The 19,048-nt window shown below is 67.4% G+C and carries 18 protein-coding genes and 1 tRNA gene; 8 read left to right on the top strand and 11 right to left on the bottom strand.

The features are described from left to right. Nucleotides 1-15: 15 nt before the first annotated feature. From LMF57_RS03645 to LMF57_RS03620, 6 genes are all read right to left on the bottom strand, one after another. The gene (locus LMF57_RS03645; RefSeq protein ID WP_117309613.1) at nt 16-633 is read right to left on the bottom strand and encodes a 50S ribosomal protein L25/general stress protein Ctc; all 618 of its coding nucleotides are present in this window, start codon (nt 631-633) and stop codon (nt 16-18) included. A gap of 107 nt (nt 634-740) precedes the next feature. Continuing rightward, nucleotides 741-1,700 carry a ribose-phosphate diphosphokinase gene (locus LMF57_RS03640; protein WP_025879147.1) on the bottom strand — a complete coding sequence of 320 codons (960 nt, stop codon included), beginning with the start codon at nt 1,698-1,700 and terminating at the stop codon, nt 741-743. Nucleotides 1,701-1,838: 138 nt separating this feature from the next. After that, nucleotides 1,839-1,915: transfer RNA gene (locus LMF57_RS03635), tRNA-Gln, on the bottom strand. An 11-nt stretch (nt 1,916-1,926) separates the two neighbouring features. Beyond that, nucleotides 1,927-2,796 (bottom strand): 4-(cytidine 5'-diphospho)-2-C-methyl-D-erythritol kinase, encoded by an 870-nt coding sequence (ispE, locus tag LMF57_RS03630; protein WP_229290879.1) that lies wholly within the window; start codon nt 2,794-2,796, stop codon nt 1,927-1,929. After that, the gene (gene lolB / locus LMF57_RS03625; RefSeq protein ID WP_117309611.1) at nt 2,793-3,452 is read right to left on the bottom strand and encodes a lipoprotein insertase outer membrane protein LolB; all 660 of its coding nucleotides are present in this window, start codon (nt 3,450-3,452) and stop codon (nt 2,793-2,795) included. Before lolB ends, ispE begins: the two co-directional genes overlap by 4 nt. Then, nucleotides 3,449-5,134 (bottom strand): tetratricopeptide repeat protein, encoded by a 1,686-nt coding sequence (locus LMF57_RS03620; RefSeq protein ID WP_229290876.1) that lies wholly within the window; start codon nt 5,132-5,134, stop codon nt 3,449-3,451. The genes lolB and LMF57_RS03620 overlap by 4 nt, the downstream gene beginning before the upstream one ends. Nucleotides 5,135-5,197: 63 nt before the next feature. On the opposite strand from LMF57_RS03620, the gene hemA reads away from it, so the two are divergent. The 4 genes from hemA to ppk2 are packed head-to-tail and all read left to right on the top strand — an operon-like array spanning nt 5,198 to nt 10,082. Next, nucleotides 5,198-6,481, top strand: coding sequence for a glutamyl-tRNA reductase (hemA, locus tag LMF57_RS03615; protein WP_093818983.1), 1,284 nt, complete (start codon nt 5,198-5,200; stop codon nt 6,479-6,481). Then, nucleotides 6,459-7,541, top strand: a complete 1,083-nt coding sequence (gene prfA, locus LMF57_RS03610) for a peptide chain release factor 1 (RefSeq protein WP_132825879.1) — start codon at nt 6,459-6,461, stop codon at nt 7,539-7,541. Before hemA ends, prfA begins: the two co-directional genes overlap by 23 nt. Nucleotides 7,542-7,546: 5 nt before the next feature. Beyond that, the gene (locus LMF57_RS03605; protein WP_229290872.1) at nt 7,547-9,253 is read left to right on the top strand and encodes a tetratricopeptide repeat protein; all 1,707 of its coding nucleotides are present in this window, start codon (nt 7,547-7,549) and stop codon (nt 9,251-9,253) included. 46 nt (nt 9,254-9,299) lie between these two features. After that, the gene (ppk2, locus tag LMF57_RS03600) at nt 9,300-10,082 is read left to right on the top strand and encodes a polyphosphate kinase 2 (protein WP_117309608.1); all 783 of its coding nucleotides are present in this window, start codon (nt 9,300-9,302) and stop codon (nt 10,080-10,082) included. Between the two features lie 669 nt (nt 10,083-10,751). On the opposite strand, the gene LMF57_RS03595 is transcribed toward ppk2, so the two are convergent. Next, nucleotides 10,752-11,315 carry a TlpA disulfide reductase family protein gene (locus LMF57_RS03595; RefSeq protein WP_229290871.1) on the bottom strand — a complete coding sequence of 188 codons (564 nt, stop codon included), beginning with the start codon at nt 11,313-11,315 and terminating at the stop codon, nt 10,752-10,754. Continuing rightward, the gene (locus tag LMF57_RS03590) at nt 11,312-12,586 is read right to left on the bottom strand and encodes a YihY family inner membrane protein (protein ID WP_032977469.1); all 1,275 of its coding nucleotides are present in this window, start codon (nt 12,584-12,586) and stop codon (nt 11,312-11,314) included. The genes LMF57_RS03595 and LMF57_RS03590 overlap by 4 nt, the downstream gene beginning before the upstream one ends. 77 nt (nt 12,587-12,663) lie before the next feature. On the opposite strand from LMF57_RS03590, the gene wrbA reads away from it, so the two are divergent. The 3 genes from wrbA (at nt 12,664) to LMF57_RS03575 (ending at nt 14,154) form a co-directional block, all read left to right on the top strand. Then, the gene (gene wrbA / locus LMF57_RS03585; RefSeq protein ID WP_025879137.1) at nt 12,664-13,257 is read left to right on the top strand and encodes an NAD(P)H:quinone oxidoreductase; all 594 of its coding nucleotides are present in this window, start codon (nt 12,664-12,666) and stop codon (nt 13,255-13,257) included. Continuing rightward, nucleotides 13,254-13,589 carry a DUF2069 domain-containing protein gene (locus LMF57_RS03580; protein ID WP_025879136.1) on the top strand — a complete coding sequence of 112 codons (336 nt, stop codon included), beginning with the start codon at nt 13,254-13,256 and terminating at the stop codon, nt 13,587-13,589. The genes wrbA and LMF57_RS03580 overlap by 4 nt, the downstream gene beginning before the upstream one ends. Nucleotides 13,590-13,668: 79 nt before the next feature. Then, nucleotides 13,669-14,154, top strand: a complete 486-nt coding sequence (locus tag LMF57_RS03575) for an asparaginase domain-containing protein (RefSeq protein WP_033830416.1) — start codon at nt 13,669-13,671, stop codon at nt 14,152-14,154. 325 nt (nt 14,155-14,479) lie between these two features. On the opposite strand, the gene LMF57_RS03570 is transcribed toward LMF57_RS03575, so the two are convergent. From LMF57_RS03570 to sufT, 3 genes are all read right to left on the bottom strand, one after another. Then, complete coding sequence (locus LMF57_RS03570) at nt 14,480-16,219, bottom strand: S8 family peptidase (protein WP_229290870.1); 1,740 nt, start codon at nt 16,217-16,219, stop codon at nt 14,480-14,482. A gap of 511 nt (nt 16,220-16,730) precedes the next feature. Beyond that, nucleotides 16,731-17,825, bottom strand: coding sequence for a branched-chain amino acid aminotransferase (locus LMF57_RS03565; RefSeq protein WP_117309605.1), 1,095 nt, complete (start codon nt 17,823-17,825; stop codon nt 16,731-16,733). 59 nt (nt 17,826-17,884) lie between these two features. Beyond that, nucleotides 17,885-18,436 (bottom strand): putative Fe-S cluster assembly protein SufT, encoded by a 552-nt coding sequence (gene sufT / locus LMF57_RS03560; RefSeq protein WP_025877975.1) that lies wholly within the window; start codon nt 18,434-18,436, stop codon nt 17,885-17,887. A 121-nt stretch (nt 18,437-18,557) separates the two neighbouring features. Between sufT and LMF57_RS03555 the strand changes: the two genes are divergently transcribed. After that, nucleotides 18,558-18,977, top strand: coding sequence for a hypothetical protein (locus LMF57_RS03555; protein ID WP_229290869.1), 420 nt, complete (start codon nt 18,558-18,560; stop codon nt 18,975-18,977). The last annotated feature ends 71 nt before the right edge of the window (nt 18,978-19,048 follow it).

The following is a 19,048-nucleotide window of genomic DNA, read 5'->3' as shown; positions in this document are numbered from 1 at the left end:
AGGCGCCGCGGGGTATTACTCGGCCGCTGCTTCTTCAGCGTCGGCAGCGTCCTGCTTGCCGTGCTTGGCAGTGACGATGGCGTCGTCGTGGTCCTTGCCCAGCGCCAGCGCCGGAATTTCCACGCCCTTCGGCAGCTTGATGTCCGACAGGTACACCACGTCGCCAGCCTTCAGCTCGCCCAGGTCGACTTCGATCGACTCCGGCAGGTCCTTCGGCAGGCAGCTGATGGCCACTTCCTTCAGTTCGTGGGTGACCACGACGTCGGCAGCCTTGCCGGCCGGCGAGGCGTCTTCGTTGATGAAGTGCAGCGGAACCGAAGCGCTCAGCTTCTCGTTCTCGTTCACGCGCAGGAAGTCCAGGTGCATGATCAGCTGCTTGTACGGATGGCGCTGCATGTCACGCAGCAGCACCTTCTGCACCTGGCCGTCCAGGTTCAGGTCCAGGATCGAGGCATAGAACCACTCGTTCTGCTGGGCCAGCCAGATTTCGTTGTGGTCCAGGCTGATGGCGACCGGCTCGGCGTTGCCGCCGTACACGATCGCCGGGATCACACCGGCGTGACGCAGGCGGCGGCTCGCACCCTTACGCTGCAGTTCACGCTTGGTGACCTTGATTTCATGGGTCTTCGACATTTTCGACTACTCGGTTGTTGCCTTGCCTTGCGGCTTGGCGGTTGAAGGCACTTCCGCGACCAGAAGCGCCCGGCGTGTCCCTGCCGTTGCCGGCGGGGACGAAAAAATCAATCCACGTACAGCGAGCTGACCGACTCGCCGAAGGCGATGCGGCGCATCGTTTCGGCCAGCATTTCCGCCACGCTCAGCTGGCGGATCTTGCTGCACACCCGCGCGGCGTCCTTCAGCGGGATGGTGTCGGTCACCACCAGCTCATCGAGCTGGGAATTGGTGATGTTGTCCACCGCCGGGCCCGACAGCACCGCGTGGGTGCAGTAGGCGGCGACCTTGAGCGCACCGCGCGCCTTCAGGGCAGCGGCAGCGGCGCACAGGGTGCCGGCGGTGTCGACGATGTCATCGACCATGACGCAGGTCTTGCCTTCGACGTCACCGATGATGTTCATCACGGTGGAGACGTTGGCGCGCGGACGACGCTTGTCGATGATCGCCAGGTCGGCGTCATCCAGGCGCTTGGCCACTGCACGGGCGCGGACCACGCCGCCCACGTCCGGCGACACCACGATCAGGTTCTCGGTGCCGTAGGCGCGCCAGATGTCGGCCAGCAGCAGCGGAGAGGCATACACGTTGTCGACCGGAATATCGAAGAAACCCTGGATCTGGTCGGCGTGCAGGTCGACGGTCAGCACGCGATCAGCGCCTGCGGTGCTGAACATCTTCGCCGCCAGCTTGGCGGTGATCGGCACGCGCGAGGAACGCATGCGGCGATCCTGGCGCGAGTAGCCGAAGTACGGCACCACGGCGGTCACGCTGGCCACCGATGCGCGCTTGAGCGCGTCGATCAGCACCAGCAGTTCCATCAGGTTTTCCGCGCTCGGCGCCGAGGTCGGCTGGATCACGAACACGTCCTGCTTGCGGACGTTCTCTTCGATCTCCACCTGCACTTCACCATCGGAGAAGTGCGAGACCAGCGCCTTGCCCGGGCGCACTCCCAGTTCCTTGCAGATGTTCTGCGCCAGACGTTTGTTGGCGTTGCCGGAAAAGACCAGCAGGTTCGGGGACTCTTGCATCATGATTGTCTCGGGCGGGGACGAGTGGCGGGGATCCGGTAACGGCAAGGACCACCTCGGCCCCTGCTGCTGACAACACCGCGGCTGTTCCCACGTCCCGCGCAGGTGATGCGCTGGAAGGCGCGGACGCAGCCGCATTGGCAGGGGCGGGAGGATTCGAACCTCCGAATGCCAGGATCAAAACCTGGTGCCTTGGGCCTCTTGGCGACGCCCCTGCATTGATGAATCAGTGTTGCTCGAGTGCATCCAGCAGTGGCGAACGTGCAACGCCCGCAGCCACCCTTGCCCGCAACTCCTTCGACAACTTCGCTCGTCCCTGCTCGGCGGCAGCCTGCGAATCGAACTCGACGAAACAACCACTTCCCGAACCGGTCAGTCGTGCCGTGCCAATGTCGCTCAACGCAGCAAGCACCGCCTCGACGGCAGGCTCACGGCGGCGCAGCACCGGTTCGAACACGTTCCCGACCAGCGAGCCGGAAGCGAAGTCCTCTATTTTCGCCTGTGGACTGTCGCGCGTCAAATCCGGATCAGCGAACAGGAGGGGGGTCGGCACATGAACGCCCGGATCAACCACCACATACCAGGCCTGCGGCAGGGCGATCGGTTGCAGCTGCTCGCCCACCCCCTCGGCCCAGGCGTTGTGGCCGCGCACGAATACCGGCACATCGGCGCCGAGGCGCAAGCCCAGCGCCGCCAGCGCATTGTCGTCCAGCCCCGCGCCCCAGAGCCGGTTCAGCGCCACCAGCACGGTGGCCGCATCGGACGACCCACCGCCGAACCCCCCGCCTGCGGGAACATGTTTTTCGACGATGATGTCGGCACCTTGCTCGACATTTGCCGCTTCTTTAAGCATCAGTGCCGCACGCACCGCCAGGTCATCCGCCTCCGCGACGCCGGCCAGGCCCTCGCCGTGCCGCCGCACCTGGCCGTCTTCACGCAGGCGCAGGCCGATACGGTCACCCCAGTCGAGCAGGCGGAAGACGGTCTGCAGCTCGTGGTAGCCGTCGGCACGACGGCCGGTGATGTGCAGGAACAGGTTCAGCTTGGCCGGGGCCGGCCACCAGGACCAGCCCGCGTCATCCACCGGCGGGTTCATGGCGCGCCCTGCCCCCACTGGTCGACCAGCAGCCGCACCTTGGCGTCGCCATTGACTGCCTCGACCCTGCGCGGCAGGGCCGGACGCCCGGCTTCGGCCGGGTACCAGTCCAGATACTGGATCACCCAGCCCATCTGCTGGAGCCGCCGCGGGCGGCCATCTGCATCACGATCGATCTTTTCCGGCCCGCCGCTGTCCCCAGCGACCAGACCGCGTACCCAGTCGGGCAGCTGGTTGACCGGGATATTCCAGCCGGTGGCCTCCAGCAGCAGGGCCTGCGCGTCTTCACCTTCGCGCGGACCACCGGCCAGCCCTTCCAGACGGCCGGCTTCATGATGGCTATCACCGCTCAACTTCCAGCTCTGGCGGGTGACCGGCGCGCTCAGTTCAACCACATACCGTTGGCCTTCCTGCTTCCAGTCGATGCGGCCGCTGCCACCGTCCTTGCCCTTGCTGACCGCCACCCGGCCCTGGAAATTCCACTCCGACGCCGATCGCAGCGCGTCCACGCGCGCGGCCTCGGCGGCGGCCGCTTCGGCCGAAACGGTGGTGACAACGGCGGGCGCCGGCGTTTTCTGCCGGCCAACGGTGGTACAGGCACTCAGGGCCAGGGTCACGGCCACCAGCAGCAGGGGCCGGATCATGGAAACACTCATGGATTGAATTTCTCGCGGGCGCGCAGCAGTGCGCGGTTTTCAGGGTCGAGCCTGGCCGCTTCCTCGAAGAAGTGACGGGCTTCATCGTGCTTGCCCAGCACCCAAAGCACCTCGCCCACGTGGGCGGCGATTTCCGGGTCCTTGGCCAGCGTCCAGGCGCGGCGCAGCTGTACCAGCGCGTCGGCGTTGCGCCCCAGGCGATACAGCACCCAGCCATAACTGTCGACGATGGCGGCGTTGTCCGGTTCGGCCACGCGTGCGCGGTCGATCAGTTCGAGCGCTTCCTGGTAGCGACCGGTCCGGTCGGCCAGGGTGTAGCCCAGTGCGTTCAGTGCCGGTACGTTCTCCGGCTCGGTCACCAGGATCTTGCGCAGGTCGGCCTCGGCGCGGGCGATGTCGTCGCGACGCTCCCAGGCCAGCGCACGGGCGTACAACAGGCCGTTCTCGTCCGGATACGCAGCCAGGCCACGGGCCAGTGCATCGATCTCGCCGGGAAGGTCATCGGCGCGCTGGCGCAGCTCGGCTTCCAGCAGATACGCATCGCGCCGCACATCGTCATCCACTCCGGCATCGGACTGGATGGCACGCACCTCATCCAGCGCCAGCGACTGGCGGCCCGCCAGCCCCTGCGCATTGGCCGCACGCAGGCGCGCTTCATTCAGCTCATCGCCGCCGGGAACGCTGTGATACCAGTTGACCGCCTCCGGGTAGCGCTTGAGGTACTCGGCGATCTTGCCCAGCAGCAGGCGCTGCGCCGGGTCCGGTTTGGCCGCCTGCCGCGACAGTTCGTTGTACAGACTGGACAGCGCGGCCTTGTCGCCCTGCTTGGCCAGCAGCGAAGCGCGCATGCCCCACGTCTGCACATCCTGGGGACCGACCGCCAGCACGCGCTCGGCCGCTGCCGGCTGACCGAGGCTGTCATAGGCGATGGCCACCGCGTTGCGCAGCTCCGGGTCCTGACGGGTCTTCGGCTCCACCCCATGCAGCAGCGACAGCGCCTGGTCGGTCTGGCCAGCCTGCTGCAGCTGGCTGGCGCGCAGCAACGCCACGCGTGGCTCCTCGGGGAAGCGCTTGACCACCTCATCGATCATGCGCCGGGCCAGCTCGGGCTTCTCCATGCGCAGTGCAAGGCGTCCAAACTCCTGCCAGGCCTCGATCTTCTGGGGAATGGCGTTGGCATCGACCAGCTCGCCCAGCACCTGGGCCGGCACGGCCGGATCGCGGCCACCGCCGATCAAGGCGCCCAGGGCGAACTTCCAGCCCTCATCCCCCGGGTCCTGCAACAAGGCCTGAAGCTCGCTGCGCGCAGCCTTCACATCGCCCTGGCGCATCGCCAGCGCACCGGCGGCACTGCGCATCGCCAATGAGCGCGGCGCACGCTGCTGCCACAGGGCCAGGCCCTTGGCCGCAGCATCATCCTCGTTGGCCAGCATGGCGATACGGGTCGCCCGCTCGGCCAGACCGGCGTCGCCGTCGGTCTGCTGGGCCGCCTGCAGGTACCAGCGGGCGGCCTCGGCCAGCTTGCCCGCCTGCAGGGCGAACTCGCCGGCCAGCACCGGCTCCAGCGCCAGTTCCCCAGTCACCGCAGGCCGTGCAGGCGCCTTGGCGGGCACCGCCGCCAGGGCCTGCGCACAGGCCAGAGACAGCAGCAGAACACTGGGGATGCGAATCAATGCGGGCATCGTCGGCATCGGGGCCTTAAAATGTCGTCCAATGGCCAGCAGCTTATCGCAAGCAACTGAACAATGACCCTGTGGGTGCTCGGACTGAATCACCAGACCGCACCGGTGGAACTGCGCGAACGCGCAGCCTTCGCCGGTGACGCGTTGCCGCGCGCGCTCGGTTCGCTGCGCGATACCCCGCAGATCGCCGAGGCGGTGCTGCTGTCCACCTGCAACCGCACCGAGCTGTATGCCGTGGCCGAGTCCGCGCAGGCGCTGGACCAGTGGCTGCAGAGCCAGGCCGGTGACCTGCAGGGCTACCTGTACCAGCACGCCGATGCCGATGCCGTTCGCCATCTGTTCCGGGTGGCGACAGGGCTGGATTCAATGGTGCTGGGTGAGCCGCAGATCCTGGGCCAGGTGAAGGACGCCTGGTCGACCGCGCGCGACCATGGCCTGCTCGGCCAACGCCTGGACCGGCTGTTCCAGCAGACGTTCTCGGTGGCCAAGCGCGCGCGTACCGATACCCAGGTCGGTGCCAACCCGGTATCGGTGGCCTCGGCAGCGGTGCGCCTGGCGCAGAATGCATTTGCCCGCCTGGACGATTCCACCGTGCTGCTGGTCGGCGCGGGCGAGACCATCGAACTGGCCGCACGCCACCTCAGCGAAGGCAAGGTGCGGCGGCTGCTGATCGCCAACCGCACCCTCGCCCATGCGCAGGAACTGGCAAGCCGCCATGGCGGTGTGGCGCTGCCGCTGACCGAACTGGAGCGTCACCTGGCCGAGGCCGATGTAGTGTTCTCGGCCACCGCGGCACGCGAACCGGTGATCCATCGTGCCGCAGTGGCCAACGCCCTGCGCGCACGCCGGCACAAGCCGATGCTGCTGTTCGACCTGGCCGTGCCGCGCGACATCGAGGCCGACGTTGCCAGTCTCGACGATGCGTTCCTGTACACCGTGGACGACCTCGAGCGCGCGGTGGAAGACAACCGCCGCAGCCGCCGCGAGGCGGCCGCCGAAGCGGAGACGATCATCGACCTGCAGGTCTCGCGCTTCGTCGAGACCCTGCAGGCCAGTGCCCACCAGGCACCGCTGCGGCAGCTGCGCGCTTTCGGCGAGGCCACCCGTGCCGAACTGCTGGAGCGCGCGCGCCAGCAGCTGGCCAACGGCAAGCCGGCCGACGAAGTGCTGGAACTGCTTGCCCACGGATTGACCAACCGCCTGCTGCACCCGCCGACCGCCGCCCTGCGCGCGGCTGCGCTCAGCGGCGATGCCGACCTGACCCGCGCCGCCGAGCGCCTGTTCCCGGCTGCGCCGGGTTACCACCACCCACCTGTGAGAACCGATGACGCCGACCCTGCGCCGTAAGTTGGAAGCGCTGGCCGAGCGCCGCGAAGAACTGGAACGTCTGCTCGCCGAACCGGAGGTGGTCGCCAACAACGCGCGCTTCCGCGATCTTTCGCGCGAGTTTTCCCAGCTCGAACCGATCGCCACCGCGCTGGCCGATGAAGCGCGTGCCAAGGCCGACCTGGCGGCGGCCGAAAGCATGCGCGCCGATCCGGACCTGCGCGAACTGGCCGACGAGGAGATCGCCGCCGCCCAGGCCCGTCTGCAGGACCTGGAGCAGGAGCTGGCACTGCTGCTGGTGCCGCGCGACCCGCGCGATGAAGGCAACCTGTTCCTGGAAGTGCGCGCCGGCACCGGCGGCGACGAGGCGGCGATCTTCGCTGGCGACCTGTTCCGCATGTATGCCCGCTACGCCGAGCGACAGGGCTGGAAGGTCGAGATCGAATCGGACAACCCCGGCGAACATGGCGGCTACAAGGAAGTGGTGGCGCGCGTGGTCGGCCGGGGCGCGTTCTCGCGCCTGAAATTCGAATCGGGCACCCACCGCGTGCAGCGCGTGCCGGCCACCGAATCGCAGGGCCGCATCCACACCTCGGCGGCCACCGTGGCGATCATCCCGGAAGCCGACGAAGTCGATGAGATCGTCATCAACCCGGCGGACCTGAGGATTGATACCTACCGCTCCTCCGGCGCCGGTGGCCAGCACGTCAACAAGACCGAATCGGCGATCCGCATCACCCACGTGCCCAGCGGCGTGGTGGTGGAATGCCAGACCGAACGCAGCCAGCACGCCAACCGGGACAAGGCGATGAAACGCCTGAAGGCGCAGCTGCTGGATGCCGAGCGCCAGCGCCACGACGCGGCGCAGGCCGAATCACGGCGCCTGCAGGTTGGCAGCGGCGACCGCAGCCAGCGCATCCGTACCTACAACTTCCCGCAGGGCCGGATCACCGACCACCGCGTGGAAGGGCTGACCCTGTACGACCTGCCCAACGTACTGGCCGGCGATCTCGATCCGCTGCTGCAGCGATTGAGCCACGAGCACCAGGTCGACGCCCTGGCCCAGCTTTCGGCAGGCTGACCAGCATGTCGGCCTGGCAGCAGCGGCAGCAACTGCAGAAGGCGATCACGCGCCAGCCCGGCGACTTCGTCGCCTGGGTGATGCTGGCCGACCTGGAACTGGAAGCCGGCGACATCGCAGCCGGCGAGCAGGCCGCGCGGCGCGCACTGCAGCTGCGGCCCAATCATCCTGAAGCGCTTGCCCGGCTCGGCCGGGTAGCGTGGATGGCAGGAGCGCATGCCGATGCCGCCACGCTGCTGGGCCAGGCCTCGGCGCTGGCACCGGAGCACCCGGGCATCGCGTTGTGGCTGGGGCACGCGCTGGAAGATGCCAACGATGCCGAAGGTGCATCAGCGGCCTATCGTCGCGCACATGCACTGATGCCCGATGAACCGTATATCGCCGCGCAGCGCCTCGCCTGGCAGCGTCGCCTGTGCGATTGGCAGGACGTGGATGCGCTGGCCGATCAGGTGCGCGGTGCACTGGTGTCCGGCCAAGGCGTAGTGGAACCCTTCGCGTTTCTCAGCGAAGACGCCAGCGCGGCCGAACAGCTGGCCTGCGCGCGTGCACGCGCCGCCGCTGTGGCGGCATCGGTGCGGCCACTGCCGCCGGCGAAGCTGCGCGAACGAGGCCCACTTCGCGTGGGCTTGCTTTCCAACGGCTTCGGCGCCCATCCCACCGGATTACTGACGGTGGCGCTGCTGGAGCAGATGAGCCGCGACCCGGCCCTGCAACTGCATCTGTTCGCGCTCAACGCGGACGATGGCAGCCGCATCCGCCAACGCCTGCAGGCCGCTACCCGGCTGCATGACGTGGTGGGATTGCGCCACGCCGATACGGCCGCGCGCATCCGTGCACAGGGCATCGACCTGCTGCTGGACCTGCGCGGCTGGGGCGGTGGCGGCACGCCGGAAGTACTGGCGATGCGCCCTGCCCCGCTGCAGTTGAACTGGCTGGCCTACCCCGGCACCTCCGGTGCATCGTGGCTGGATGCAGTGATCGCTGACGACTTCGCGCTGCCGTCCTCGCTGGAACCGCACTACAGCGAACGCGTGCTGCGCCTGCCGCGCGCGTTCCAGCCCTCCGACAACACCCGCGTGCTGGAACCGGCGCCGGACCGTGCGGCGTGTGGGCTGCCCGCGCAGGGCACGGTGTTCTGCTGCTTCAACAACAGTTACAAGCTCAACCCGCGCAGCATGGGCCGTGCGTTCGCGGTGCTGCAGGCAGTACCTGGCAGCGTGCTGTGGCTGCTGTCCGGCCCCGGCCAGGCCGATGCACGGCTGCGTTCCGCCGCCAAGGCTGCAGGACTGGATCCGGCGCGCCTGGTGTTCATGGCCAAGCTGCCGCATCCGCAGTATCTGGCCCGCTATCAGCTGGCCGACCTGTTCCTGGATACGAACCCGTACAACGCGCACACCACCGCATCGGATGCACTGTGGGCCGGCTGCCCGGTGCTGACCTGCCCCGGCGCTACCTTCGCCGCGCGCGTGGCCGGCAGCCTCAACCATCATCTGGGGCTGGAGCACATGAACGTCGCCGACGATGCGGCCTTCGTCGCCACCGCCAGTGCACTCGGCAACGACCCGGCCGCGCTGGCTGCCCTGCGTGCCGAACTGGCGCAGGCACGCGAGCGCAGCGGCCTGTTCGACATGGCGGCCTTCGCGCGCGATCTGTCCGCACTGCTTCAGCAGCTGGCCCGCGAACAGGGCTGGCAGGGCCTCGACACGCCCTGACATCGCCCTGCGCTACGCTCGGGCTTCCCTCCCGCGTGGCATGACGATGGCCAAGCTCAAGCGCAAGGAATACGACGAACTGCTGCAGCCGCTGCAGCTGGAACTGACGGCGATGGCACGCTGGGTGCAGCACAGCGGGCAACGCCTGCTGGTGCTGTTCGAAGGACGCGATACCGCCGGCAAGGGCGGTGCGATCCAGGCCATCAGCCAGCACCTCAACCCACGCCAATGCAGGGTGGTGGCGTTGCCCAAGCCCACCGACCGCGAAGCCACGCAATGGTATTTCCAGCGCTACGCCACGCATCTGCCGGCCGCCGGCGAGATCGTGCTGATGGACCGCAGCTGGTACAACCGCGCGGGCGTGGAACGGGTGATGGGCTACTGCAGCGAGAGCGAGTACCAGCAGTTCCTGCATCAGGCACCGGTGTTCGAACAGCTGCTGGTGGATGACGGCATCCTGCTGTTCAAGTACTGGCTGTGCGTGGACCAGGAGCAGCAGGAGAAGCGTTTCGCCGAACGCCATCTTGATCCGTTGAAGGGGTGGAAGCTGTCGCCGGTGGATCTGAAGTCGCGCAGCAAGTACAGCGCGTACACCGAAGCGCGCGAGGCGATGCTGCGCGCGACCCATCGCGACGGTGCGCCGTGGACGCTGGTGGATTTCAACGACCAGCGGCTGGGTCGCCTGACTCTGGTCCGCAATCTGCTGGACCGGCTGCCGGACACACGGGTGGATGCGCCCTTGCCGGAGCTGCCGGAACTGAAGGGCAAGCTGCATCGCGAGCACTACGACGTGCTGAAGCCGATCGAGGATTTTCCGGTCAAGGAGTAGGGTTGGTCGGCAGGGCCTGCGGCCCTGCACCTGCAGAGGCTTCAAGCAACGGCCGAAGCAACAGCAAAAGCGGCATTGCGTGGGATGGCGGGACGGTGTCGGAGTGCGGGGACGCCGCAAGTACGTCCTTGTAGGCTTGGCAGCCGCATCCATGCGGCTGACACCCCGCACTCCGACACCGCCCCACCTTCGACAGATTTCCGGTGGCTGATGGATTCACGCCATGCGTGAATGTATGTCCATCGAAATCGAATATTTCGACAATTGAACGAAGAGCATCCACGCATGGCGTGGATCTACCTGTCGACCAAGGTCGACACCCACCAAGAGCAGGCCATGTCATTCCGGCAGGTCGCCAGAAACTGTCGAAGGCGGGGTGGGTCCGGTTGCGGGGGCGTGAGCGCCATGGGCCCGAGGCATGCCTCGGGCGGGTTGGGCAGGACGCCCAAGCCGGGTCTTGCCGTGTGCGCAGGACAGCGCACACGAGCAAGCGGCGACCGAGCCTACAGGGACGTATTTACGGCGTCCCCCGCAACCGGACCCACCCCGCCATCCCTCAGGAAACCCGCGTTGGCTTTGGCTGTTGCTGTTGCTGTTGCTGTCGAGGTTGCCGGCCAGCGGCCGGCACTACCGCTTCGGTGGGTGCAGAGCGCAGCCCTGCCCCTCCCCTTATTTGGCAGCAGCAATCTGCTTTTCGATGTCCGCCGCGGTGACCGGGCCCAGGAAGCTGTGGGCCAGCTTGCCCTGCGGGTCGATCAGATGGGTCAGCGGCAGGCCACGCGGGGTGGCGAAGTCGGCCGGCGGGTCGAACGGATCGACGACCACGATCGGATAGGTCACCGGATGCTTGGTCAGGAACGCCTGCATCTCCGGAACCTCGATGTCCTCGTAGGCCAGGCCCACCACTTCGATGTTGCTGCGCATGGCATGCAACGCCGACAGCTCGGGCATTTCCTTGCGGCAGGGCGCGCACCAGGTCGCCCAGAAATTCACCACCACCCACTTGCCACGATGCGCGGCCAGGTCGTAATCGCTGCCATCGACCGCCTTCATCTTCAGCGTCGGGAACTCGGCAGTAACGCGCTCGGCGGGCGTGTCCTCCACCGGCGCCGGCGCGGCGGGGGTCGGTGCCTGTGCCGGCGGCTGGCTGCTGGCCGGGCTCGGCTCCTGCGCGGGTTTGCAGGCGGCCAGGGCCAGCAGCGCAGCCAGCAGCAACGGGGTCTTGCAGGTCATGGGGCGTCTCCAGAATCAGGGTAGATGTCGCTGACGCGACGCTTGAGGCGCTCGCGCAGCGGCAGGCGCAGTTCATCCAGTGCGGCCAAGGCGGCCCGGCCGAGGCTGTCATCGCGGTAAGGCAGGTGTTGTTCGGCCACCGGAATGCGCAGCTGCGTGCATTCGTACAGGTCGCCCAGGCTGACCTGGTCCAGGTCGCGGGCCAGCAGCCACTCGCCGCGCTCATCGCGGCGCAGCAGGCCGATGCCCTCCAGGTGGCAGGCGAGGTCCTGCAGCAGCGAGTCGGTCAGCATCGGTTCCAGCCGCAGGATCTCGTCGTCGGCCAGGCCCCTGCCCTTGGCGCGTGCGTGCTGGAAGCGCCCGAGCAGGCGCAGCAGGCCATAGAACTCGTAGCCCTGCGGCAGGCGCAGTTCCACCGGTTGGTAGCGGAAAGCCGCCATCGACGACGCCAGCGACGCGCCCAGCAGCACGGCCACCCAGCAGAGGTAGATCCACAGCAGCAGGATCGGCACGAAGGCCACCGTGCCATACAGCTTCTGGTAGGACTGGAAGCTGCCCAGGTAGGCACCGATGCCCCACTTCACCAGCTCCAGGATCACTGCGGCGAGAATCGCGCCCGGAACCGCATGGCGCCACTTCACGGTGTGGTGTGGCACCACCCGGAACATCAGGGTGATGCAGACGAATTCGATCAGGATCGGCGCCAGCCGCAGCGCTAGATCCGCCAGCCAGCGCCCTTCCTGCGTGCCGAACAGCGGCATCGCGAACACCCGCGCAGACACCGCCAGCGAGGCAGCGGCGAGCATCGCGCCCAGGGTCAGCACCGTCCAGTAGACCAGGAAGCGGGTCAACCGCGGCCGACTGCTGCCGACGCGCCAGATCTGGTTGAAGGTCTCTTCAACACTGTTGAGGGTGATCAGCAGCGAGATGACCAGGGCGATGAAGCCGGCGGCAGTGAGCTGGCCGGCGCTGGCCGAGAACTGCCGCAGGTAGCCTTCGGCAGCGCGCGCGGCATTGGGCACGAAGTTGGAGAAGACGTAGTCGCTGAGCTGGTCGCTCCAGCGATCGAACACCGGGAAGGCCGAGAGCACGCCGAATACCACGATCGCCAACGGCACCAGCGCGAACACCGTGGTGTAGGCCAGGGCGGCGGCGGCCTGGAACAGGCGGTCGTCGAGGAAGCGGCGCCACAGGAAGCGGCCGAAGCTGGCGGCGCGTGCGCGATCCCGCGCGCGCTCCATCCACAAATTGAGCGTATCCAAAGGTTCCATCGGCGCAAGGGTACCCGATGCGGAATCGGTGCAGGATAGCCATACTGGCGTCCACACGATGAGGAGAGCTGGGCGCGATGGGCGAAATCCTGGTGCTGTACTACAGCCGCGGCGGCTCGGTGGCACGGCTGGCGCGCCAGATCGCGCGGGGCATCGGCGAGGTTCCGGGCATGGCAGCGCGGCTGCGCACGGTGCCGCCGGTGGCCGCCGTCACCCAGACCGCGCAGCCGCCGGTACCCGACGATGGCGCGCCCTATGTAAGCGTGCAGGACCTGGCGGAGTGCCAGGGACTGCTGCTGGGCAGCCCTACCCGTTTCGGCAACATGGCCGCGCCGGTCAAGCATTTCCTTGACGGCCTCGGCGCCGAATGGGTGAACGGCACGCTGGCCGGCAAGCCGGCCGGGGTGTTCACGTCCACTGCGTCGATGCATGGCGGCCAGGAGTCGACCCTGCTGTCGATGCAGGTACCGCTGCTGCACCACGGCTGCCTGATCGTCGGCATTCCGTTCACCGAGCCGGCGCTGAGCCACACCACCAGTGGCGGCACGCCGTATGGCGCCAGCCACGTGGCCGGCGCCGCCGACGACCCGCAACCGACCGACGATGAGGCGGTGCTGGCGCGGGCGCTGGGCCGGCGCGTGGCCGACATCGCGCAGCGGCTGGCACGATGAGCACCGCGCCGCGCACCGTGCTGCTGCTGGCCCTGATGGGGCTGGCGGCGCTGTTTGCCGGCTGGTTCATCAACGACAGGCACTGGCTGGCCACCCAGCTGGTGTTCACTGCGCCGCCGCTGGCGCTGGCCATCGCCCTGCGGCTGGGCTGGCGCAAGGCCGGGTTCTGGGCGGCGGTGCTGGCCCTGGGCTGGTTCAGCCACGGCGTGATGAGCGCTTGGAGCCATCCCGAGACCCGCTGGCTGGCCCTGATCGAAATCGTGCTGGCGCTGCTGGTGATCTTTTCGGCAAGCCTGCCCGGCCTGCGCGCCCGTTTCGGGCGGCGGCGCTGACGCTGCACCCGGTGCGCCGTATCATCTGCGTTCCCGGCCCCGCGCCGCTGTACCTGCCTTGGTTTCGCGCATGCACATGATGGAAGAGCTCCTGGTCGTCACCACCGGTGGCACGATCGACAAGATCTACTTCGACGACAAGTCGGACTACCAGATCGGCGACCCGCAGATCGGCATGATCCTGCGCGAACTGGGGGTCACGTTCCGTTTCAACGTGATTCCGATCCTGCGCAAGGATTCGCTGCACATCAACGACGACGATCGTGAGCTGATCCGCGCGACGATCGCCGCCCAGCCCACCCGCCACGTGCTGGTGACCCACGGCACCGATTCGATGGTGCAGACCGGCAAGGTGCTGGCGACGATCCCGGACAAGACCATCGTGATGACCGGCGCGCTGAGCCCGGCGCGTTTCCGTGGTTCGGATGCGGAGTTCAACATCGGTTGTGCGATCGGCGCGGTGCAGTCGCTGCCGGCGGGGGTGTTCATCGCGATGAACGGCCGGATCTTCGACCCGCAGCATGTGCGCAAGAACGTGGCGGCGAACCGGTTCGAGTCGGTTTGAGGGATTGAAGGCGCGCTGTCGCGCGTCGGCATTTCGGTTGCTGTAGTCGTGAGAGGCTCAGGCTCCCATCCCAGGATACGCCGTAAACCCATCCTTGGGGGCTCGATGGCGCCATCCTTGGCGCCAACGGTCCTGCGATGGGAACCTGAGCCTCTCCAGACAGATGCCGGTGCGCGGCCAGCAAGGTCAAGGGCAGAGCAAGAGCAAGAGCAAGAGCAAGAGCAAGGGCAAATGCACTGCTGCACATTGCTTTCTCCGCTTCGCCGTCCCCCCAAAAAAACACCCCGGCCGAGGCCGGGGCGTGCCCATGGAGAGGGGCTTGGGCTCAGTACTGGGCGTTGACGGTCACGCCCGAGAAGGTGCTGTACGCCTTCACCCGCACGTACCAGGTGCCGGCGGCGGGGCTGTTGACGGTGCAGGTCTCGTTGTTGCCGCTCAGGTACGGGCGGCAGGTGTAGACGGTGTCGGTCGGGGCACTGCCCTGGCGCAGGTACAGGTCGGCATCACCGCTGCCGCCACTGATCGCCACGCGCAGCTGCGCGCTGCCAGCCGGGACGTTGACGGTATAGTTGAGCGATGCGCCGCTGGCTGCGCCGAGGCCGGTAACCGGCACGTTGTTCTGCAGCACCGTGCCGCCCGGGTTGGGCGTGGTGCCGTTGATCGCGGCAGTCACCGCGGCATCGGCGTCGATGATGCCGGCGCCGCAACCACCCGAGCACGCACCCGGCAGTGGGCGCGCGGTGCTCTTGATGATGCTTTCCACCTGCGCCGGGCTGAGCGGGCTCGGTGCCACCGACTGCATCAGTGCTACCACGCCCGCCACGTGCGGTGCCGCCATCGAGGTGCCGTTGTAGGACGCATAGCTGGCGCTGCCCGGGGTGGTGGTGCCGCTGTTGAGGGTGGACAGGATGCTCTGGCCCGGTGCGGAGATATCGATGCCGGTGCCGTAGTTGGAGAAGCTGGCACGCGCACCCGCCGAGGTGGTGGCCGCCACGGCGATCACGTTCGGGCAGTTCGCCGGTACCGCGCTGGAGACGTTGGTGTTGCTGTTGCCGGCAGCGACCACCACGGTGGTGCCACGGCCAACTGCGCCGTTGATCGCGTTCTGGTAAGTGGTCGAGCAGCTGCCGCCACCGCCCAGCGACATGTTGATGACCTCGGCCGGGTTGGCGTTGGCCGGCACACCGCTGACCGTGCCACCGGAGGCCCAGACGATCGCGTCGGCGATGTCGGAGGTGTAGCCGCCACACTTGCCGAGCACGCGCACCGGCACGACCTTGGCATTGAAGGCGGTACCGGCCACGCCGGTGCTGTTGTTGGTCACTGCGGCGACCGTGCCGGCCACGTGGGTGCCGTGCCAGCTGGAGTTGGAGGCCGGAATGCCCGAGCCGCACTCGTTGGCGCCGTACCAGTCGCCCTCGTCGTTGGGATTGCTGTCACGGCCACCGCCGTCGCGCGCCATCGCCGCGTCGCTGATGAAGTCATAGCCGGGCAGGATGTTGGCGTTGAGGTCGGCATGGTTGGTGATGCCGGTATCGATCACGGCCACGACCACGCCGGTGCCGGTGGCCTTGTCCCAGGCCGGGCGCACGTTGATCGAGGCGTTGGACGTACCGAAGCCCCATTGCTCGCTGAAACGGGTGTCGTTGGGGGTCAGCGTCGGGCGCATGATCTGGTCGACTTCGACGTATTCCACGTTCGGGTCGGCGGCCAGCTTGCGCATCAGCAGCTCGGATTCGGCCTGGTCCAGCGCACGGTCGGTCCTGACCACGGTGGAGCCGACCGCAAGCCGGCGGACCTGCTGCAGGCCCAGCGCGCGGCCCTGGCTGCTGGCGATGCCGGCAGCGGCCGTCTTCAGCGAAGAGGCCAGCGCGGTGGTGTTGGCCACCGGCGCACTGCCGTCGCGGTACTTGACGATGAAGCGCTGGTGGGTCGGCGCGGACTGCAGGCCGCTGAGCTGGACATCACCGGCCAGCGCAGGCGTGGCCAGCAGCAGCGAAGACAGGACGGACGCACCAAGGACCACCCACACACGACGCACACGCGGTTGCGTTACCTGGGACATCGGATTTCCCTTCTAATGGTAGGAATGCCGGAATCGGCAGAAGCACCGGCCTGAACCGTGGGCTGGCTTGCGATGGCGAGGTTCGGGTCCGGCGAGCCAGCGGATTCCCCTGACCATCCGCTGTGTTGATGACGCTAGTGGCTCAAACCGGACACCACAAGATTTTCAGCGTCTTTTCAGCAAGATGAAATGTTGGATCTGAGACTTTCCGGGTCGAGGGTTTGTGAAGGTGAAGGAACTTTCGCGTCATCTGCACGTACCTGACTGCGGAATGTCCTGTCCCACCATGTCTTTGCCGACATCGGCGAACAGCCGCCGGGCATGGCCCGGCGCTACCGTGGTAGGCGTACATTCGCCGGACATCGCCGCCCGCTGACAGGAGCCGTTGATCCTGGTAGCGCCGGGCCATGCCCGGCGGACATACGCGTGAAACGCAGAAAGCCCGTCGCAGGGACGGGCTTTCCGGGGATGCAGCCGGGGGTAACCCGGCGCCAGCGTTCAGCGCAGGCGATCAGCCCAGCTTGACCAGCCAGCCGTGGCGGTCCGGCAGGCGACCGTACTGGATGTCGGTCAGTTCCTTGCGCAGCGACATGGTCACTTCGCCGGCCGGCGCATTGATGTCGCCCACCGAGAAGCCTTCACCCTTCAGCTGGCCGATCGGGGTGACCACCGCAGCGGTACCGCAGGCGAACACTTCGGCGATCTCGCCGGAGGTCACGCCCTGCTTCCACTCATCGATGGTGACCTTGCGCTCTTCGACCTTCATGCCGCGGTCGCGGGCCAGCTGCAGGATGCTCTCGCGGGTGATGCCCTCGAGGATGCTGCCGGACAGTTCCGGCGTGACCAGGGTGCCGTCCTTGTAGACCAGGAACACGTTCATGCCACCCAGTTCTTCCAGGTACTTGCCTTCGACCGGGTCCAGGAACAGCACCTGCGAGCAGCCCTGCGCCTGCGCCTTCTGCTGCGGCAACAGCGACGCGGCGTAGTTGCCTCCGCACTTGGCCGCACCGGTACCGCCCTTGGCCGCACGCGCGTACTCGGTGGACAGCCAGATCGACACCGGGGCGACGCCCTTGGCGAAGTACGGGCCAGCCGGGCTGGCGATCACGTAGTAGCCGGCCTTGTGCGCGCCGCGCACGCCAAGGAACGCTTCATCGCCGATCATGAACGGACGGAAATACAGGCTCGACTCATCGGCCGACGGCACCCAGGCGCTGTCGACGGCGATCATCTGCTTCAGCGATTCGACGAAGATCTCCACCGGCAGTTCCGGCAGCGCCAGGCGCTGCGCCGAACGCTGCAGGCGACGGCCGTTGGCATCGGGGCGGAAGGTCCAGATCGAACCATCGGCATGGCGGTAGGCCTTGATGCCTTCGAAGATCTCCTGGCCGTAGTGCAGCACGGCCGCGGCCGGGTCCAGCTGCAGCGGACCGTAGGCGCGCACGCTGGCGTTGTGCCAGCCGGCATCCTTGTCCCAGCGCACTTCCACCATGTGGTCGGTGAAGTGCAGGCCGAAGCCCGGCTTTTCCAGGATCTGGGCGCGCTCTTCAGCGCTGCGCGGGTGGTCCGAACGGGTGACGGCGAAGCTGGGAATGGACTGGGACACCGGAGATTTCCTGTTCTGGTTGCGGGTAATGCCGGGCCCGCGTCACTGCGGGCCGTGGGTCAAAGCATGCCGGTTTCGAGCCGTGCGGCCTCGGACATCATGTGCTGGTTCCACGGCGGGTCGAAGACCAGCTCGACGTCGGCCTCGGCCACCGTCGGGATCATTTCAAGCTTGCTGCGCACGTCGTCGACCAGGATGTCGCCCATGCCGCACGCAGGCGCGGTCAGGGTCATCTTCACGTCGATCTCGCGCTGCCCTTCGTCCAGGTGCTTGATCTCCACCTCGTAGACCAGGCCCAGTTCGACGATGTTGACCGGAATTTCCGGGTCGAAACAGGTGCGCAGCTGCTGCCAGACCAGTTGTTCGACCTGCTCGTCGCTGGCATCGTCGGGCAGTTCCAGCGGTGCCGGCGCTTCCTTGCCGATGGCATCGCCATCCTTGCCGGCGATACGGAACAGATTGCCCTCGACGAACACCGAATAGCTGCCGCCCAGCGCCTGGGTGATGTACCCATAGCTGCCGGCGGGCAGGGTCACGGTGTCGCCCTGCGGGACCATCACGGCCTCGCAATCGCGTTCGAAGTGGACAGGTTCGCTGCTACGGGAATACATGGGGACCGATATGGGGCTGCGGCATAAGCCACGCAAGCGGCCATTCTAGCGTAGGCGCCCCGCCCTCGCCGGTGCACTGCGGCAAACCACAGTATCCTGTCGGCGACCTTCAGGAGCTTCGATGTCCTCCAATGCCGCACGCGCCAGGACCGTTACCTGGCTCTGGCCCTTCATGCTGTTGCTGGCGCTGGCCACCGCCCCCCTCGCCTGGATGCTGATCGCCCTGTTCACCGGCCGTCCGGTCGGCTGGATGGCGGTACTGACCGCTCTGGAACTGGTGTTCATGCTGCGCTTGGGCACGCTCGGTCCCGGCAAGCTGCGCATCGCCCTGGTCATGCTGGGCACGCTGCTGGTGGCCGCGATCTCGAACTGGGCCATCGCCAGTGCCTGGATGGGCGGCTCGATGGGCCTGAACCCCTGGGACGCCTCGCTGCGGATGGGCCCGCACCTGGCCTGGACGCTGATCACCCTGGCCAATGGCGTGGTCGAGTGGCTGTGGCTGGCGGTGGGTGTCGCCGTAGGCGCCTGGCTGGCGCGCTGAGCGCGCCGGACGTGGGTAGCGCCGGGCCATGCCTGGCGGATTGTTGGAACAGCCGCGCTGCGCGCTCGCCG

The organism is Stenotrophomonas sp. SI-NJAU-1, from assembly GCF_020883215.1.
Taxonomy (GTDB): domain Bacteria; phylum Pseudomonadota; class Gammaproteobacteria; order Xanthomonadales; family Xanthomonadaceae; genus Stenotrophomonas; species Stenotrophomonas indicatrix.
The sequence above is the reverse complement of the archived record's forward strand: the minus strand, read 5'-3'. Positions and strand labels throughout refer to the sequence as shown.

Coding starts and splice junctions, on each gene's coding strand:
- LMF57_RS03645 (WP_117309613.1), bottom strand. CDS start 633: ATGTCGAAGACCCATGAAATCAAGGTCACCAAGCGTGAACTGCAGCGT.
- LMF57_RS03640 (WP_025879147.1), bottom strand. CDS start 1,700: ATGCAAGAGTCCCCGAACCTGCTGGTCTTTTCCGGCAACGCCAACAAA.
- ispE (WP_229290879.1), bottom strand. CDS start 2,796: ATGAACCCGCCGGTGGATGACGCGGGCTGGTCCTGGTGGCCGGCCCCG.
- lolB (WP_117309611.1), bottom strand. CDS start 3,452: ATGAGTGTTTCCATGATCCGGCCCCTGCTGCTGGTGGCCGTGACCCTG.
- LMF57_RS03620 (WP_229290876.1), bottom strand. CDS start 5,134: ATGCCCGCATTGATTCGCATCCCCAGTGTTCTGCTGCTGTCTCTGGCC.
- hemA (WP_093818983.1), top strand. CDS start 5,198: ATGACCCTGTGGGTGCTCGGACTGAATCACCAGACCGCACCGGTGGAA.
- prfA (WP_132825879.1), top strand. CDS start 6,459: ATGACGCCGACCCTGCGCCGTAAGTTGGAAGCGCTGGCCGAGCGCCGC.
- LMF57_RS03605 (WP_229290872.1), top strand. CDS start 7,547: ATGTCGGCCTGGCAGCAGCGGCAGCAACTGCAGAAGGCGATCACGCGC.
- ppk2 (WP_117309608.1), top strand. CDS start 9,300: ATGGCCAAGCTCAAGCGCAAGGAATACGACGAACTGCTGCAGCCGCTG.
- LMF57_RS03595 (WP_229290871.1), bottom strand. CDS start 11,315: ATGACCTGCAAGACCCCGTTGCTGCTGGCTGCGCTGCTGGCCCTGGCC.
- LMF57_RS03590 (WP_032977469.1), bottom strand. CDS start 12,586: ATGGAACCTTTGGATACGCTCAATTTGTGGATGGAGCGCGCGCGGGAT.
- wrbA (WP_025879137.1), top strand. CDS start 12,664: ATGGGCGAAATCCTGGTGCTGTACTACAGCCGCGGCGGCTCGGTGGCA.
- LMF57_RS03580 (WP_025879136.1), top strand. CDS start 13,254: ATGAGCACCGCGCCGCGCACCGTGCTGCTGCTGGCCCTGATGGGGCTG.
- LMF57_RS03575 (WP_033830416.1), top strand. CDS start 13,669: ATGGAAGAGCTCCTGGTCGTCACCACCGGTGGCACGATCGACAAGATC.
- LMF57_RS03570 (WP_229290870.1), bottom strand. CDS start 16,219: ATGTCCCAGGTAACGCAACCGCGTGTGCGTCGTGTGTGGGTGGTCCTT.
- sufT (WP_025877975.1), bottom strand. CDS start 18,436: ATGTATTCCCGTAGCAGCGAACCTGTCCACTTCGAACGCGATTGCGAG.
- LMF57_RS03555 (WP_229290869.1), top strand. CDS start 18,558: ATGTCCTCCAATGCCGCACGCGCCAGGACCGTTACCTGGCTCTGGCCC.